Annotated in this window: 11 protein-coding genes; 10 read left to right on the top strand and 1 reads right to left on the bottom strand. The window is 69.2% G+C overall.

Annotation, left to right across the window (positions count from 1 at the left end):
- Positions 1 to 77: 77 nt before the first annotated feature.
- From infC to ACNI14_RS12325, 8 genes are all read left to right on the top strand, one after another.
- Positions 78 to 890 (top strand): translation initiation factor IF-3, encoded by an 813-nt coding sequence (gene infC / locus ACNI14_RS12360; protein ID WP_420520352.1) that lies wholly within the window; start codon positions 78 to 80, stop codon positions 888 to 890.
- A 57-nt stretch (positions 891 to 947) separates the two neighbouring features.
- A complete protein-coding gene (rpmI, locus tag ACNI14_RS12355; RefSeq protein ID WP_420520351.1) occupies positions 948 to 1,145 on the top strand; it encodes a 50S ribosomal protein L35 in 198 nt (65 codons plus the stop codon).
- A 26-nt stretch (positions 1,146 to 1,171) separates the two neighbouring features.
- Positions 1,172 to 1,552: a 50S ribosomal protein L20 gene (gene rplT / locus ACNI14_RS12350; protein ID WP_420520350.1), complete on the top strand. Its 381-nt coding sequence runs from the start codon at positions 1,172 to 1,174 to the stop codon at positions 1,550 to 1,552.
- Positions 1,553 to 1,563: 11 nt separating this feature from the next.
- Positions 1,564 to 2,406, top strand: a complete 843-nt coding sequence (locus ACNI14_RS12345) for a TrmH family RNA methyltransferase (protein ID WP_420520349.1) — start codon at positions 1,564 to 1,566, stop codon at positions 2,404 to 2,406.
- Positions 2,407 to 2,515: 109 nt separating this feature from the next.
- The gene (locus tag ACNI14_RS12340) at positions 2,516 to 4,165 is read left to right on the top strand and encodes a GGDEF domain-containing protein (protein ID WP_420520348.1); all 1,650 of its coding nucleotides are present in this window, start codon (positions 2,516 to 2,518) and stop codon (positions 4,163 to 4,165) included.
- Entirely contained in the window at positions 4,149 to 5,822 is a 1,674-nt protein-coding gene (locus tag ACNI14_RS12335) for a GGDEF domain-containing protein (protein ID WP_420520347.1), read from the top strand. Before ACNI14_RS12340 ends, ACNI14_RS12335 begins: the two co-directional genes overlap by 17 nt.
- A 110-nt stretch (positions 5,823 to 5,932) precedes the next feature.
- The gene (locus ACNI14_RS12330) at positions 5,933 to 7,501 is read left to right on the top strand and encodes a GGDEF domain-containing protein (RefSeq protein ID WP_420520346.1); all 1,569 of its coding nucleotides are present in this window, start codon (positions 5,933 to 5,935) and stop codon (positions 7,499 to 7,501) included.
- A gap of 80 nt (positions 7,502 to 7,581) precedes the next feature.
- A complete protein-coding gene (locus ACNI14_RS12325; protein ID WP_420520345.1) occupies positions 7,582 to 8,082 on the top strand; it encodes a hypothetical protein in 501 nt (166 codons plus the stop codon).
- On the opposite strand, the gene ACNI14_RS12320 is transcribed toward ACNI14_RS12325, so the two are convergent.
- The gene (locus ACNI14_RS12320) at positions 8,079 to 8,561 is read right to left on the bottom strand and encodes an SRPBCC family protein (RefSeq protein WP_420520344.1); all 483 of its coding nucleotides are present in this window, start codon (positions 8,559 to 8,561) and stop codon (positions 8,079 to 8,081) included. The genes ACNI14_RS12325 and ACNI14_RS12320 overlap by 4 nt on opposite strands.
- Positions 8,562 to 8,935: 374 nt before the next feature.
- Between ACNI14_RS12320 and pheS the strand changes: the two genes are divergently transcribed.
- Both pheS and pheT read left to right on the top strand, forming a co-directional pair.
- Positions 8,936 to 10,024, top strand: coding sequence for a phenylalanine--tRNA ligase subunit alpha (gene pheS, locus ACNI14_RS12315; protein ID WP_420520343.1), 1,089 nt, complete (start codon positions 8,936 to 8,938; stop codon positions 10,022 to 10,024).
- Positions 10,024 to 12,642, top strand: coding sequence for a phenylalanine--tRNA ligase subunit beta (pheT, locus tag ACNI14_RS12310; protein WP_420520342.1), 2,619 nt, complete (start codon positions 10,024 to 10,026; stop codon positions 12,640 to 12,642). The genes pheS and pheT overlap by 1 nt, the downstream gene beginning before the upstream one ends.
- Positions 12,643 to 13,321: the final 679 nt, after the last annotated feature.

Raw genomic sequence — 13,321 nt, 5'->3', positions numbered from 1 at the left:
CTAGGGCCAAAGAATTGGGCCAGGGTCCGGTTGCGGTGATCGCCGCGCCTCGCGCGCAACGATCCACCGTCGACTCGGTGGCCTCTACTCGTGTTCGAGCAGGGGCCTTTTTCTTTGCCCGGCGGCAGCAGACTCGACAGAAGGAGCCACCCATCAACGAGCCCCGTATCAATGAGCGCATCCGCGTTCCTGAGGTCCGCCTGGTCGGACCGAACGGTGAGCAGGTCGGAATCGTCCGCATCGAGGACGCGACCCGCCTCGCGCAGGAGTCGGACCTCGACCTCGTCGAGGTGGCGCCCAACTCGCGCCCGCCCGTCGTCAAGCTCATGGACTACGGCAAGTTCAAGTATGAGGCGGCGGTCAAGGCTCGCGAGTCGCGGCGCAACCAGGCGAACACCGAGGTCAAGGAGATGCGGTTCCGTCTCAAGATCGACGAGCACGACTACGAGACCAAGAAGGGCCACGTCATCCGCTTCCTCAAGGGCGGCGACAAGGTCAAGGTCACGATCATGTTCCGTGGTCGCGAGCAGTCTCGGCCCGAGATGGGTCGTCGCCTGCTGTTGAAGCTGGCGGACGAGCTGCAGGACCTCAGCGTGGTCGAGAACATGCCGTCCCAGGAGGGGCGCAACATGTCGCTCGTGCTCGGCCCTCTGAAGAAGAAGGCCGAGGCCATGGAGGAGCAGCGCAAGGTCCGCGAGGACCGCAAGGCTGCCGACAAGGCGGAGCGCGCCGAGCGTGCCGCCGCCAAGGCCGACAAGGACAAGACGGAGACGACCGAGACGGCCGCGAAGCCCGCCAAGGCGGAGAAGGCTGACAAGGTCGAGGACTCCGAGACGGTCGATCCGGCTGTCGCGGCAGACCAGGCCGACAACAAGACGTCCGGCGCATAGCCCGGGAACTATACGTTCGCCCCGTGCGGGGCGGACATCACGCAAGGAAGAGCAATCATGAGCCCTAAGAACAAGACCCACTCGGGCGCCAAGAAGCGCTTCAAGCTCACCGGCACTGGCAAGGTGAAGCACGCGCACGCCATGAACGTCCACAAGTTCGAGGAGAAGACGTCGTCGCGCAAGCGCCGCGTCGCCGTCCCCGCCATCCTGTCGGACGCGGACTCGAAGAAGATCAAGAAGCTGCTGGGCAAGTAACCGCCCGAGAATCAAGGAGTTAACACATGGCACGCGTCAAGCGGGCGGTCAACGCCCAGAAGAAGCGCCGCAGTACCCTCGAGAGGGCCCAGGGATACCGGGGCCAGCGCTCGCGCCTTTACCGTAAGGCGAAGGAGCAGGTCACCCACTCGATGGTCTACAGCTACAACGACCGTCGCAAGCGCAAGGGCGACTTCCGCAAGCTGTGGATCCAGCGCATCAATGCCGCGGCTCGCGCCAACGGCATGACCTACAACCGCCTCATCCAGGGCCTCAAGGCCGCTGAGATCGAGGTCGACCGCCGCATGCTCGCCGAGCTCGCGGTGAACGACGCGGCCGCATTCGCTGCCCTCGTGGAGACCGCCAAGAAGGCGCTCCCCGAGGACGTGAACGCGCCCGCCGCGTAAGCGCCTTTCGCATGACAGGACGCCCCGCCAGCCCCGACCAGTTGACCCTCACGCTCGATAATCCTCGAGCCGAGCGGGTCAAGAAGGTCGCGGCGCTGACGGGGCGTTCTGCGCGTTCCAGGGCCGGTGCGCTGCTGGTCGAGGGCCCCCAGTCGGTGCGCGAGGCAGTGCGCTTCGCCCCCGAACGCGTGCGCGACCTGTACCTCAGCACCGATGCCCTCGAGCGTCACCGCGACATCGCCGCGGCCGCTCTCGACGCGGGCCGGTGGGTGCACCTCGGCACGGACGCCGTGCTCGAGGCCATGAGCCGGGATGCCCAGGGCATCGTCGCCGTGGTCGACGAGACGGGCATCGCTCTGGACGAGGTCCTGGCGGCCCGGCCGCAGCTGATCGCGGTCCTCAGCAATGTGCGCGACCCCGGCAACGCGGGCACGGTGATCCGGGCCGCGGACGCCGCGGGGGCCGACGCGGTGATTCTTGCGGGGGAGTGCGTGGACCCGTCGAACCCCAAGGTGGTGCGCAGCGCCGCCGGGAGCCTGTTTCATCTTCCAGTCGTGCGCGCGCTGCCCCTCGTGGACGCCGTCGTGGAGCTGCAGTCCGCAGGCCTGCGCGTGCTCGCCGCCGACGGCGCAGGCACGGTGACGCTGGGAGAGCCAGGGGCGGACCCTGAGGCGCTCGCGGCGCCCACCGCCTGGGTGCTGGGAAACGAGGCGTGGGGCCTCACGGCCGAGGAGCGTGACCTCGCGGACGAGGTGGTGCGCATCCCCATCTACGGCCGCGCCGAGAGTCTGAACCTCGCCACCGCGGCCTCGGTGTGCCTGTACGCGTCGGCGAGCGCGCAGCGTCATCAGTGAAGGCGGCGTCCCCAGTGGACACCGCGCAGTCAGCCGCCACCGCGCCGCAGTGAGCAAGGTCACATCGCGAAACACGCGAGGTAGAGTGCCGTTTCCGTACTCTTGAGGCATGTCACGATGGCTTCCTGACGCGTCCTTGACGCGCTCGCGCGCGTACACGCTCGCGGCTGTCACCGTTGGCACGATTCTGGTCCTGCAGATGCTCACCACGGTCACCGGAGCGCTCGTCGCCGGGCGACAGTACGAGCAGGTGTCGATCGACACGTTCGAGTATGTGGGGGAGCTGACCGCCGAGCGCGTCTCTCGCTTTGCGGAGGCGGGACGCGATGTGGCGGAGGGCACGGCGGACGAGATCGAGCTGTTGGGCGCCGGGATGGATCGCGACACCCTCGAGCTCTCCGTGCACCGTCGGCTCGCGCGCGAGCCGGGCGTGCGCGCCATCTACGTGGGCTGGTCCGACGGTGAGTTCTTGGTCCTGCGTCGGCACGGCGAAGGGTTCCTCTCGCAGCGCGGCGGCGGGGATGCGGGGCCCCAGGTCACCACGCGAACCTTCGACGCCGACTTCACGCTCACGTCGCGTCAGGTGGAGCCGTCCGACTACGACCCGCGCACCCGGCCATGGTTCGTGACGGGGACCGCCACGACCATGACCAGGTGGACGCAGCCATACGTGGACTACTTCGAGGGCAGCACCCTGGTCTCGGCGGCTCACGCCGCCCGGGAGGCGGGCGAGGTGACCGCGGTCGTGGGCGCCGACCTCAACCTCGAGGTGCTCGGGGACGTGCTCGACTCCCTCCCGTATGGCGAGGGCGCCGAGGCCTTCGTCATCACCCAGGACCTCAAGGTCATCGCCGCGCCCTCCACGTATCGAGACGAGATCGCCGAGTCCGGGTCTGCGGTGGCACGGACGTGGGATCTCGGCCTCGAGGTGGACCCGAGATCGGTCGGCCTGGGCACGGTGCAGTTCAGTCGAGAGCTCGACGTCGTGGTCCTGGATCGCGGCTTCCCCATCGACGACGGACTGCCGTGGCGCCTTCACATCGTGGCGTCGGACGAAGAGCTCTCGTCGGGCCTGGGCACGCTCGGCAGCGTGGTGCTGTGGATCACCGTGTTCTCGCTGGTGATGATCGCGGTCGCAGGCTCGCTGCTGTGGTGGGTGAGGCGGCCCTTGGGCCGGCTGCGGGCACGTGCGATGACCGATCAGCTCACCGGGCTGCTCAACCGCACGGAGTTCTACCGGCGCGGCCGCCTGGTCGCGCAGCGTGCGGGCGAGCGCGGCGACGTCGTGATGGTCACGGCGCTGGACCTCGACTATTTCAAGGACCTGAACGACAGGTTCGGTCACGCGGCCGGTGACCAGGCGCTTCATGCGGTGGCGGCCGGGCTCACCGGGGCGGCGCGTGCAGGCGATCTGGCGGCACGGATCGGGGGAGACGAGTTCGTCGCGCTCCACGTGCTGCGTCCCGACGACAGTCCTCTCCATGTGGCACAGCGTGTGCGCGATGCGGTCGAGCATGAGATCCACACCCGCGTCGCGTCCGCCGAGGGCGTGGGCGTCACCGCCGGCTACACCACGTCGGGAATCGGCATGGACGATCTCGACGTGCTGGTGGTGCACGCGGATCGCGCCCTCGTGGCGGGCAAGAGGACGGCGAAGGGGCGCGTCTACGCCGCAGGGGAGGCGAGGTCGGACGTCGACCGGCGCCGCGTGATGAGCCATGCGGACAGCGTCGAGGCGCCTCATGACTCGCCTCGCTGACCGCCTGCGGCGGCGGCCTACGGGCGCGTCGCTGACTCGTTCGCGCGCGTACACGTTCGCGGTCGCCTCGGTGGCGGCGATCATCGTGCTGCAGATGCTCACGAGTTTCGTGGGGATGGTGGTGGCGGGCAGGCAGTTCGAGCGGGCGTCGATCGACACCTTCGAGTATGTGGGCGAGCTCACGGTGGAGCGCGTGTCCCGCTTCACCGAGGCCGCACGGCACGCCACCACGGCCACCGCGAGCGAGCTGGAGCTGGTGGGCACCGACGTGGATCGCGACGCCCTCGAGCGATCCCTGTTCCAGCGCCTGGCGTCGGCAGGCGCGGTGCGCGCCGTCTACGTGGGCTGGTCGGATGGCGAGTTCATGGTGGTGCGCAGGGACGGCGACACGTTCCTGTCGCAGCGCGGCGGCGGCGAGTTCGGGCCGGAGGTCACGTCGCGGGTGTACGACTCGTCGTTCGTGCTGCTGTCGCGCGAGGTGTCCGACTCCGATTACGACCCGCGCACGAGGCCCTGGTATCACACCGGCGTCGGTTCGACGACGAGGGAGCGCTGGAGCCCTCCGTTCGTGGACTACTTCGACGGTGCCGCACTCGTCTCGGCGACACGAGCCGTGCGCGAGGACGGTGAGGTGGCCGCCGTGGTCGGCGCAGACCTCAACCTGGACGAACTCGCGGGCGTCCTCGATGGCCTCCCGTACGGCGAGGGCGCGGAGGCATTCGTGCTGACGCAGCAGCTGGACATCGTGGCGGCGCCCACCTCCTACGCAGACGATGTCGCGGCCCTGAGCGGGGCCTCGGGCGAGGTTCCGCAAGCCTCGGACATCGGGCTCTACGTCGACCCCGAGTCCGTGGGGCCGATGACCGAGCGCTTCAGCCGCGAGGACGACAGGGTGGTGCTCGATCGCGGCTTCCCCGTCGCCCAGACCATTCCCTGGCGTCTTCACGTGCGCGCCTCCGACGAGGAGCTCTCGGCGGGGCTCGGTGCGCTGGGCTCGATGGTGCTGTGGTTCAACGTGGGCTCCCTGGTGATGGTGCTGATCGCCGCCATCGTCCTGTGGTGGATGCGCCACCCGCTGGGCCGGCTGCGCGAACGGGCCATGACGGATCCGCTCACGAAGCTGCTGAATCGCCACGAGTTCTATCGGCGCGGGCGCCTGGTGGCCCGCCGGGCCGTGGATCGGGGCGACGTCGTGATGGTCACCGTGCTGGACTTGGATCGCTTCAAGCAGCTCAACGACGAGCTCGGTCACGGCGTGGGGGACCAGTGCCTGGCGGCGGTGGCGGCGGCGCTCACCGGATCGGCGCGCGCGGGCGACCTGGCCGCGCGCACCGGCGGAGACGAGTTCGCGATGCTGCACGTGCTGCGGCCCGGCGTCAACGCTCTGCACGTCGTTCAGCGCGTGCGCGACGCGGTCGAACACGAGATCCACACCCGCATCCCCGAGGCGGACGGGGTGGGAGTCACCGCCGGGTACGCGACTGCCGGCATCGGCGTGGGCGACCTCGATCTCTTGATCGCGCACGCCGACCAGGCGCTGGTGGCGGGCAAGAAGGTGGAGAAGGGGCGCGTCTATTCGTCGGAGGAGGCGGCGTCAGCATTCGAGCGGCGCCGCGCGTCCGGCGGCATCGGGGAGCCCGCAGACCCGTCCCGGTAGCGCGCCGACGTGGGCGAGTTGTCCCAATCCAGGGCATATGCGGCTCGCCGTGTGAAAGAAATCACGTCTGGGCTCGTGCGAGAGCGCCTCCACTCTCTAGAGTCTTATCCGTGTCTTCCCGCACCCGCATCCCGCGCCAGCTCGGTGCGCGCGGCTACACGATCGCGTCGAGCCTCATCGCGTTGGCGGTGCTGGTCCAGCTCGCGGTCATCGTCGTGGCGTCCACGTTCGCCAGCCAGCAGGTGGACGCGGCGGCGGCGGACACGTACGAGTATGTGGCAGACCTGACAGTCGAGAGCGTGGCGCGCTACGCCGCCTCCGGTCGCGACATGGTCGACGACACGGCGCTGTCCCTTCGCTTCGGGGATGAGCCCGACCGCGCCGATCTGATGGAGGCGATGGCCGAGCGGCTGACGCGCACCGACAATGTGCGGACCCTGTACGTGGGCTGGCCCGATGGACGGTTCCTGGCGCTGAGCCGCAGCGAGGACGGTTTCCGCTCGCAGTGGATCGCCGCGGGCAGCGGCGAGGAGACCGTCAGGTTCTACGACGAGGACCTAGTGCTGCTCTCGGGGGCGACGGAACCCAGCGACTATGACGCGCCTGCGCGGCCGTGGTTCGTCGCCGCGGCGGCCTCAGCGGAGGGCGTGTGGACCGCGCCGTACCTGGATTATGGCAATCCCACCACGCTCGTGTCTCCTGCGGCCGCGGTGCGCGAGGACGGGGAGTTGGTCGCGGTGGTCGGGGCGGACCTGGACCTGCAGACGCTGCGGTCGATCCTCGACGACCTTCCCTACGGCGAGGGGGCGGAGGCGTTCGTCCTCACCGGATCCTCTCAGGTGATCGGAGCGCCCGATCGCTACACCGCGCAGCTCGAAGCGCTGGCAGAGCAGGCGGGCGGCGTGCCGACGGCGGAGGACCTCGGCCTGCCCGTGGCCTCCGAGGTGCTGGATCGCGGCGAGTCGGCCTGGTCCACCGCGAACAACCGGATGGTGGTGGACCGGTCGCTGCCCGCGTCGGAGTCCGTCGACTGGCAGGTGCACCTGACCGCGGACGCCTCGCAGCTCTCCGCGGGCCTTGGAAACATCGGGGCCGCGCTGTGGTGGGTGTCCGGGCTGTCGTTGGCGGCGAGCGGCATCGCCGCCGTGGTGGTGTGGAATGTCAGCCACTCGGTGCGGCGCATGCGGGTGCGTGCCAGCACGGACCAGCTGACCGGCCTCGCGAACCGCCACGAGTACGAGCGCGCGGGCAAGGACATGCTGCTGCAGGCGTCGGTCCGCGGCGAACGCGTGCTCGCGGTGGTGCTGGATCTTGACGGGTTCAAGGCCCTCAACGACGAGCTGGGGCACGACGTGGGAGATGCGGCGCTCGCGGCGACGGGAGAGGCACTCAGGGAGAGCGTGCGTGGCGACGACGTTGCGGCGCGCCTGGGCGGTGACGAGTTCGTGGTGCTGCAGCCGCTGGGGGCCCGCGAGGATGCGCACGTCATCGTGGAGCGCATTCGCGAGCGCGTCGAGAACCGGCTCGGCTGGCTGCCGTTGGGCGACACGTCGGTGGGCGTCACGGCGGGCTATGCCCTGAGCAAGCCCGGCATGGACCTCAGGGGACTGGTGATGGCGGCGGATGTGGCGCTGGTCGATGGCAAGCGCAGCGAGAAGGGGATGGCGCACCGCGGCTGAACCACCGCATCGGCCGCTCCAGCGGCGAGTGTGGGCACCGCGCGCTGGTAGCCTCACGCCAGAAACTCGAAGGGGCACGCATGGCACACAGCAAGGGCGACACCAACGATTCGCGCAAGTTCGACGACACGGTGAAGCTGGACATTCCCGGCGCGCGCGGAGACGTGCGGGTGTCCGGGTCGGAGCGCATCTTCTACAAGGTGCTGATCGACGGCAAGCCGGTGTCGCGCAAGGGCGGCGGCTGGACCATCCCCCTGCGCAACGGCGAGACCACCAAGCTCAGGGCGCGCGGCTTCATCCCGGGATTCCAGACGCTCTACACCGAGGACGGCGACGTGCTGCGCATGGGCGCCCACGTGGGCCTCTCGGAGCGCATGGCCATGTTCCTACCCGTGCTGCTCATCGTGTTCCTGTTCCCCGGCCTGGTGCTGGGTCTGATCCTGTTCTTCATGAACGTGATGGCCGTCAAGAACCCGATGATGCCCAAGGCCGCGCGGATCGGCGTCGCGATCCTGAACACCGTGGCGGGAGCGTTCGTCCTGCTGCTGCTGCCCTCGTTGGTGGGCGGCGGCGCCGCTTAGTCCTCGGTCAGCTCCGGGTGGGCGCCGTCGGTGGTGGCGCTGTCGTCGGCCAGGTCGGGCCGCCTGCCCTCCACGAGTTCGACGAGCGCCTTGATGTCGGATTCGAGCGCGCGCTGCACGTTGGCGCGGAACTGGCGCTCCAGTTCCGCCGCTCGTGGGCCCTCGAGCCACGCTCGCAGCTCGACCCTGGAGCCGTCGGCGGTGGGGCGGGCCTCGTGGTGCACCGTGAGTTCCGCGCCGTCCAGTTCCGTGGTCTGCGCGTAGACGTACGGCTCCTCGAGGGCGGTGACGCGCACGGGGCGGGACTCGCCATTCGTGGACTTCACCTCGCCACTCGCGCCGATGGCGATGGGCTCGTCCAGGTGGAACCGCTCGACGTTGGAGGCCCACTCCGGGTGGGTGTCGTGAGCGGTCCAGCGCTCGAAGAAGGCCTCCGGCGGTGCGGAGGAGCTGACAATCACGTATCCGACATCGATCATGCTCCCCACGCTATCCCAGCCCCCCGCCTCCGCAAGTGTCGATATCCGTGCGCTTTGGGGCGGGAAAACGCGCAGAATTCGACACTTGCGGGGGTGGGGAAGGCCCAAGACGGCCGATGCACGGGCTGGGTCGATCCCTGCGCTCAGCGTTACAATGGTGGGCATGAGCACGAGCGAGCGCACCGCCAGCACGGCCCGCGCGCGCCTGCCCCGGGAGCCCGAGGCGGCAATCCGCCCGGCACCTTCGCCGTTTATCTAGGCCCAGGGAGAACCCCTGGGCCTTGGCGCGTGGGCCCCGCAACCGCATCGGCCGGATGCCTGGCCTGCGCCGGTAGACTTCCCGACGGAAACCCGAACCCCCTGGAATGGCACTCATGACTGACCTGTCTCCCCTCGACGCCGCCGGCGTCGATGCGGCCGTTGCCGACGCGCTGAGCGCGATCGCCGCCGCCACCACGCTCGAGGAGCTCAAGGAGGCGCGCCTGGCCCACACGGGCGACAAGGCGCCGCTGAGCCTCGCCAACCGCGCGATCAAGGACGTGGAGCCCGCGGACAAGGCCACGGCCGGCAAGACCATGGGCGCGGCGCGCGGTCGGCTGAACGCCGCCATCGCGGAGCGCCAGGCCGTGCTCGAGGCCGAGCGGGATGCGCGCGTGCTGGTCGAGGAGACCGTGGACGTCACGCTGCCCGTGAGCCGTACGCTCACCGGCGCGCGTCACCCGCTGGAGACCATGCAGGAGCGCATGTGCGACACATTCGTCGCGATGGGCTGGGAGGTCGCCGAGGGGCCCGAGATCGAGGCGGAGTGGTTCAACTTCGACGCCCTCAACTTCGACCCGGACCACCCGGCGCGCGAGATGCAGGACACGTTCTTCGTGGACCCGCCCGAGTCGGGGCTGCTGCTGCGCACGCACACGTCCCCGGTGCAGATCCGCGCCGCCGTCGAGCGCCGCGACGCCCTGGTCGACGAGGCCCGCGGCATCTACGTGGTGTGCCCGGGCAAGACGTTCCGCACCGACGAGCTGGACGCCACGCACACCCCCGTGTTCCACCAGATCGAGGGCCTCGCGGTCGACAAGGGCCTGACGATGGCGCACCTCAAGGGCACGCTCGACGCGTTCGCCCGCAGCCTCTTTGGGCCCGATGCGGTCACGCGCCTGCGCCCGTCGTTCTTCCCTTTCACGGAGCCGAGCGCGGAGATGGACCTGCGCTGCTTCGTGTGCGAGGGATCGGACCCGGGGTGCCGCACGTGCTCCGGCACCGGCTGGATCGAGTGGGGCGGCTGCGGCATGACGCACCCCAACGTGCTCATCGCCGCGGGGATCGACCCGGAGGAGTACACGGCGTTCGCGTTCGGCATGGGGATCGAGCGCACGCTGATGTTCCGCCACGGGGTGAAGGACATGCGCGACATGGTCGAGGGCGATGTGCGCTTCTCACAGCAGTTCGGGATGGAGTTGTAATGCCCAAGATTCCGCTCAATTGGCTCGCGGAGTCCGTGGACCTGGTGCCCGGTCACACCGCCGAGGATGTCGCCGTCGCGCTCGCGAAGGTGGGGCTCGAGGAGGAGGGCATCGAGGGCGGTGGCGTCAGCGGTCCGCTCGTGATCGGCCGCGTGCTGTCCGTCGTGCCCGAGGTCGCCTCCAACGGCAAGACCATCAACTACTGCCGCGTGGACGTGGGGGAGCACAACGACCCCGCCGGCCCCGGCCACAAGCCTGACAACAAGGACGAGTACCCGGAGTCCAAGGGCATCGTCTGCGGTGCGCACAACTTCGCCGAGGGCGACTTCGTGGTGTGCATCCTGCCCGGCGGCGTGCTGCCGGGGCCGTTCCCCATCGGGGGGCGCAAGACGTACGGTCACTGGTCCGACGGCATGATCTGCTCGGCCAAGGAGCTGGGCCTGGGGGAGGAGACGGGCGGCATTGTGGTGCTCGCCTCGCCGTCCGGTGCGTCCGAGGTCACGCTGCCCGGCGTGGTCGCGGACGGGGACCTGGTGCCCGGCAAGGACGCGATCCCGCTGCTGGGCCTCGACGAGCAGGTGCTCGAGATCAACGTCACCCCCGACCGCGGGTACTCGTTCTCGGTGCGCGGAGTCGCGCGCGAGTACGGTCACGCGACCGGTCAACAGTTCCGCGACCCGGCGGTGCTGGAGATCTCGGGATCGCGAGTGGCCGATGCGGCCGGTACGGATGCCTTCGAGATCGGCATCGAGGACGAGGCTCCGGTGCGTGGGACGGTCGGCTGCGACCGGTTCGCGGCCCGGGTGCTGCGCGGCTTCAACCCGGCCGCGCCCACGCCCACCTGGATGAAGCGCCGCCTGGAGCAGACGGGCCTGCGCTCGATCTCGCTCGCGGTGGACGTCACCAACTACGTGATGCTCGAACTGGGCCAGCCGCTGCACGCCTACGACCTGGACCAGGTGGTCGAGCCCATCGTGGTGCGCCGCGCGGTCAAGGGCGAGAAACTCGAGACGCTCGACGACGTGGAGCGCCAGCTTCACCCCGAGGACCTGCTGATCACTGACTCGGCGGGCGGCGAGGGCTACCGGCCCATCGGCATGGCGGGCGTGATGGGTGGCGCGCTGACGGAGGTGTCGGCGGCGACCGTCGACATCTTGCTCGAGGGCGCGCACTTCGACCCCATCACGGTCGCGCGCACGGCACGGCGTCACAAGCTGGGCTCGGAGGCGTCGCGCCGGTTCGAGCGCGGCGTCGACACCACGCTCGCGCCCATCGCGGTGGAGCGCGCGCTGCGGCTCATGCAGGAGTTCGGCGGCGGCCAGCTCGACGAGGTGTGGACCGACCTCGATCTGACCGTCGCGCCCAAGCCCATCTCGATGGACGCGGGCTTCCCCTCGCGGATCGTCGGCGTGGAGTACACGGCCGATGCGGTCGTGGAAGCCCTCACGAAGGTGGGCTGTGCGGTGGCTCGCGCGGGCGACCAGTTGACGGTGACGCCGCCCACGTGGCGCCCGGACCTCGAGGCGCCGATCAACCTGGTCGAGGAGGTCGCGCGCCTGCAGGGCTACGACGACCTCCCGTCGGTGCTGCCGGTCGCGCCCCCAGGACGTGGCTACACGCACTCGCAGCGCAAGCGTCGCTCAGTGGCGCGGACGCTCGCGGAGTCGGGCCTGACCGAGGTGCTGACGTACCCGTTCATGTCGGAGTCACGCCTGGACGAGTTGGGTGTGCCCGCCGAGGACCCGCGCCGCGCCGTGGTGCGCCTGGCCAATCCGCTGAGCGCGGAGCAGCCGCTGATGCGCACCACCATGCTGGCGACGCTCGTCGATGCGGTGCGCGTGAACCTGGGCCGCGGCGAGCACGATGTCGCCGTCTACGAGCTCGGACGTGCATACCAGGCCAAGAACGGCGGCGAGGCCCTGTCCGAGCCGTCGGACGGCGTCGTGACGCCCGATGTCGTCGAGGCGATCGATGTGGCCCTGCCGGCGCAGCCGCGCCGGGTGGCCGGCATCATGGCTGGCAACCGCGTCCGTGCGGGCTGGAACGGCCACGCCACGGCGTGGGACTGGACCGATGCGCTCGCAGCCGTCGAGCGAGTGGTCTCCGCGACCGGTGCTGAGGTGAAGCTGGAGCAGGGCTCGGTGACGCCGTGGCACCCGGGCCGCGCCGCCACGTACTGGCTGCCGACGGGGGAGTTCGTGGGCCACGCCGGCGAGCTGCACCCGAAGGTCTGCGAGACGCTCGGCCTCCCGGCCCGGACTGTGGCGTTCGAGGTCGTGCTGGACCCGCTGATCGAGTCGACCTCTGGCGCGATCCTCGGTGCCGAGGCCGTGTCGCAGCAGGTGCTCGCGAAGGAGGACTTCGCGTTCGTGGTGGGTGACGGCGTCGCCGCAGGCGACCTGGTGCGCGCGGTGCGCGACGCCGGGGGAGACCTGGTGGAGTCCGCGCGCGTGTTCGACGTCTACACGGGCGAGCAGGTGGGCGAGGGCAAGAAGTCGCTGGCCGTGAACGTCGTGATGCGCGCCGCGGACCACACGCTATCTGCTGATGAAGTGCTGGGCGTGCGTGAGGCGATCATCGCGAAGGCGGAGCGGGGGTTTGGGGCGGTGCTGCGTTGACGGGTGTCGACTACGAACTCCTGGAAGAATGGGACCACGAAGGCTTCTCAAACTCGCACGTACGCCGGAAGCCGGTTCGGCTAAATGATCGCGAGGCACTCTTGGCTGTCTTGCGGATGTTCGAGAGGTTCGCGGGCACAAACCAGTACATGCTTTCAGTAAACGAAGAGCGCTTCGACTCAACGTTGCCACTGGAGGAGTTGGTCAATCTCCTTCCCAAGGTAGTGACGGTCTTTCACCTTCAGCACAATGAAGACCCCCATATGGTTGTGAGACTCACGTCCTGGGCTGGTGGGCAAACGTGGGTCGATGCGCCCGGAGGAGACGTCTTTGCGAGCCCGCTCCGAAGTCTTGTAGGGGTGATCGAAAGCAATTCTCGCCCGCTTGGAATCAGACGCAAGGCTTCTCGATCGAGATGGAAGTGGCTGGCGCGAAGGTCGCGGGTGTCCGTCATCGAGCGCTCTAGTCGCGATGTCCTCGCGGAGCGCCGTCATGATCTCCGTACTGCCACGATCGGTGGTCTGTTCGGAATCTTCGGCGGGGTCCTGGGTGCGCTAATTGTAGTGCCCAGGGACGTTGTTTGAGTTCCGGGCGATGAGGAGAACCTCCGGGCAGAGTGGAGCTGTCTAGTTCTTCGCTCTTAACCCGGAGGTTCTCGTGTCTCACGCTAATGCTGCTT

The sequence above is a fragment of the Demequina pilifera genome, assembly GCF_048814985.1.
Lineage (GTDB): Bacteria > Actinomycetota > Actinomycetes > Actinomycetales > Demequinaceae > Demequina.
This window is presented reverse-complemented; position numbering and strand designations above follow the sequence as displayed.

Excerpts from the sequence above, each read along its gene's own strand:
- rpmI (WP_420520351.1), top strand. The coding sequence starts at position 948 with ATGAGCCCTAAGAACAAGACCCACTCGGGCGCCAAGAAGCGCTTCAAG.
- rplT (WP_420520350.1), top strand. The coding sequence starts at position 1,172 with ATGGCACGCGTCAAGCGGGCGGTCAACGCCCAGAAGAAGCGCCGCAGT.
- ACNI14_RS12345 (WP_420520349.1), top strand. The coding sequence starts at position 1,564 with ATGACAGGACGCCCCGCCAGCCCCGACCAGTTGACCCTCACGCTCGAT.
- ACNI14_RS12340 (WP_420520348.1), top strand. The coding sequence starts at position 2,516 with ATGTCACGATGGCTTCCTGACGCGTCCTTGACGCGCTCGCGCGCGTAC.
- ACNI14_RS12335 (WP_420520347.1), top strand. The coding sequence starts at position 4,149 with ATGACTCGCCTCGCTGACCGCCTGCGGCGGCGGCCTACGGGCGCGTCG.
- ACNI14_RS12325 (WP_420520345.1), top strand. The coding sequence starts at position 7,582 with ATGGCACACAGCAAGGGCGACACCAACGATTCGCGCAAGTTCGACGAC.
- ACNI14_RS12320 (WP_420520344.1), bottom strand. The coding sequence starts at position 8,561 with ATGATCGATGTCGGATACGTGATTGTCAGCTCCTCCGCACCGCCGGAG.
- pheS (WP_420520343.1), top strand. The coding sequence starts at position 8,936 with ATGACTGACCTGTCTCCCCTCGACGCCGCCGGCGTCGATGCGGCCGTT.
- pheT (WP_420520342.1), top strand. The coding sequence starts at position 10,024 with ATGCCCAAGATTCCGCTCAATTGGCTCGCGGAGTCCGTGGACCTGGTG.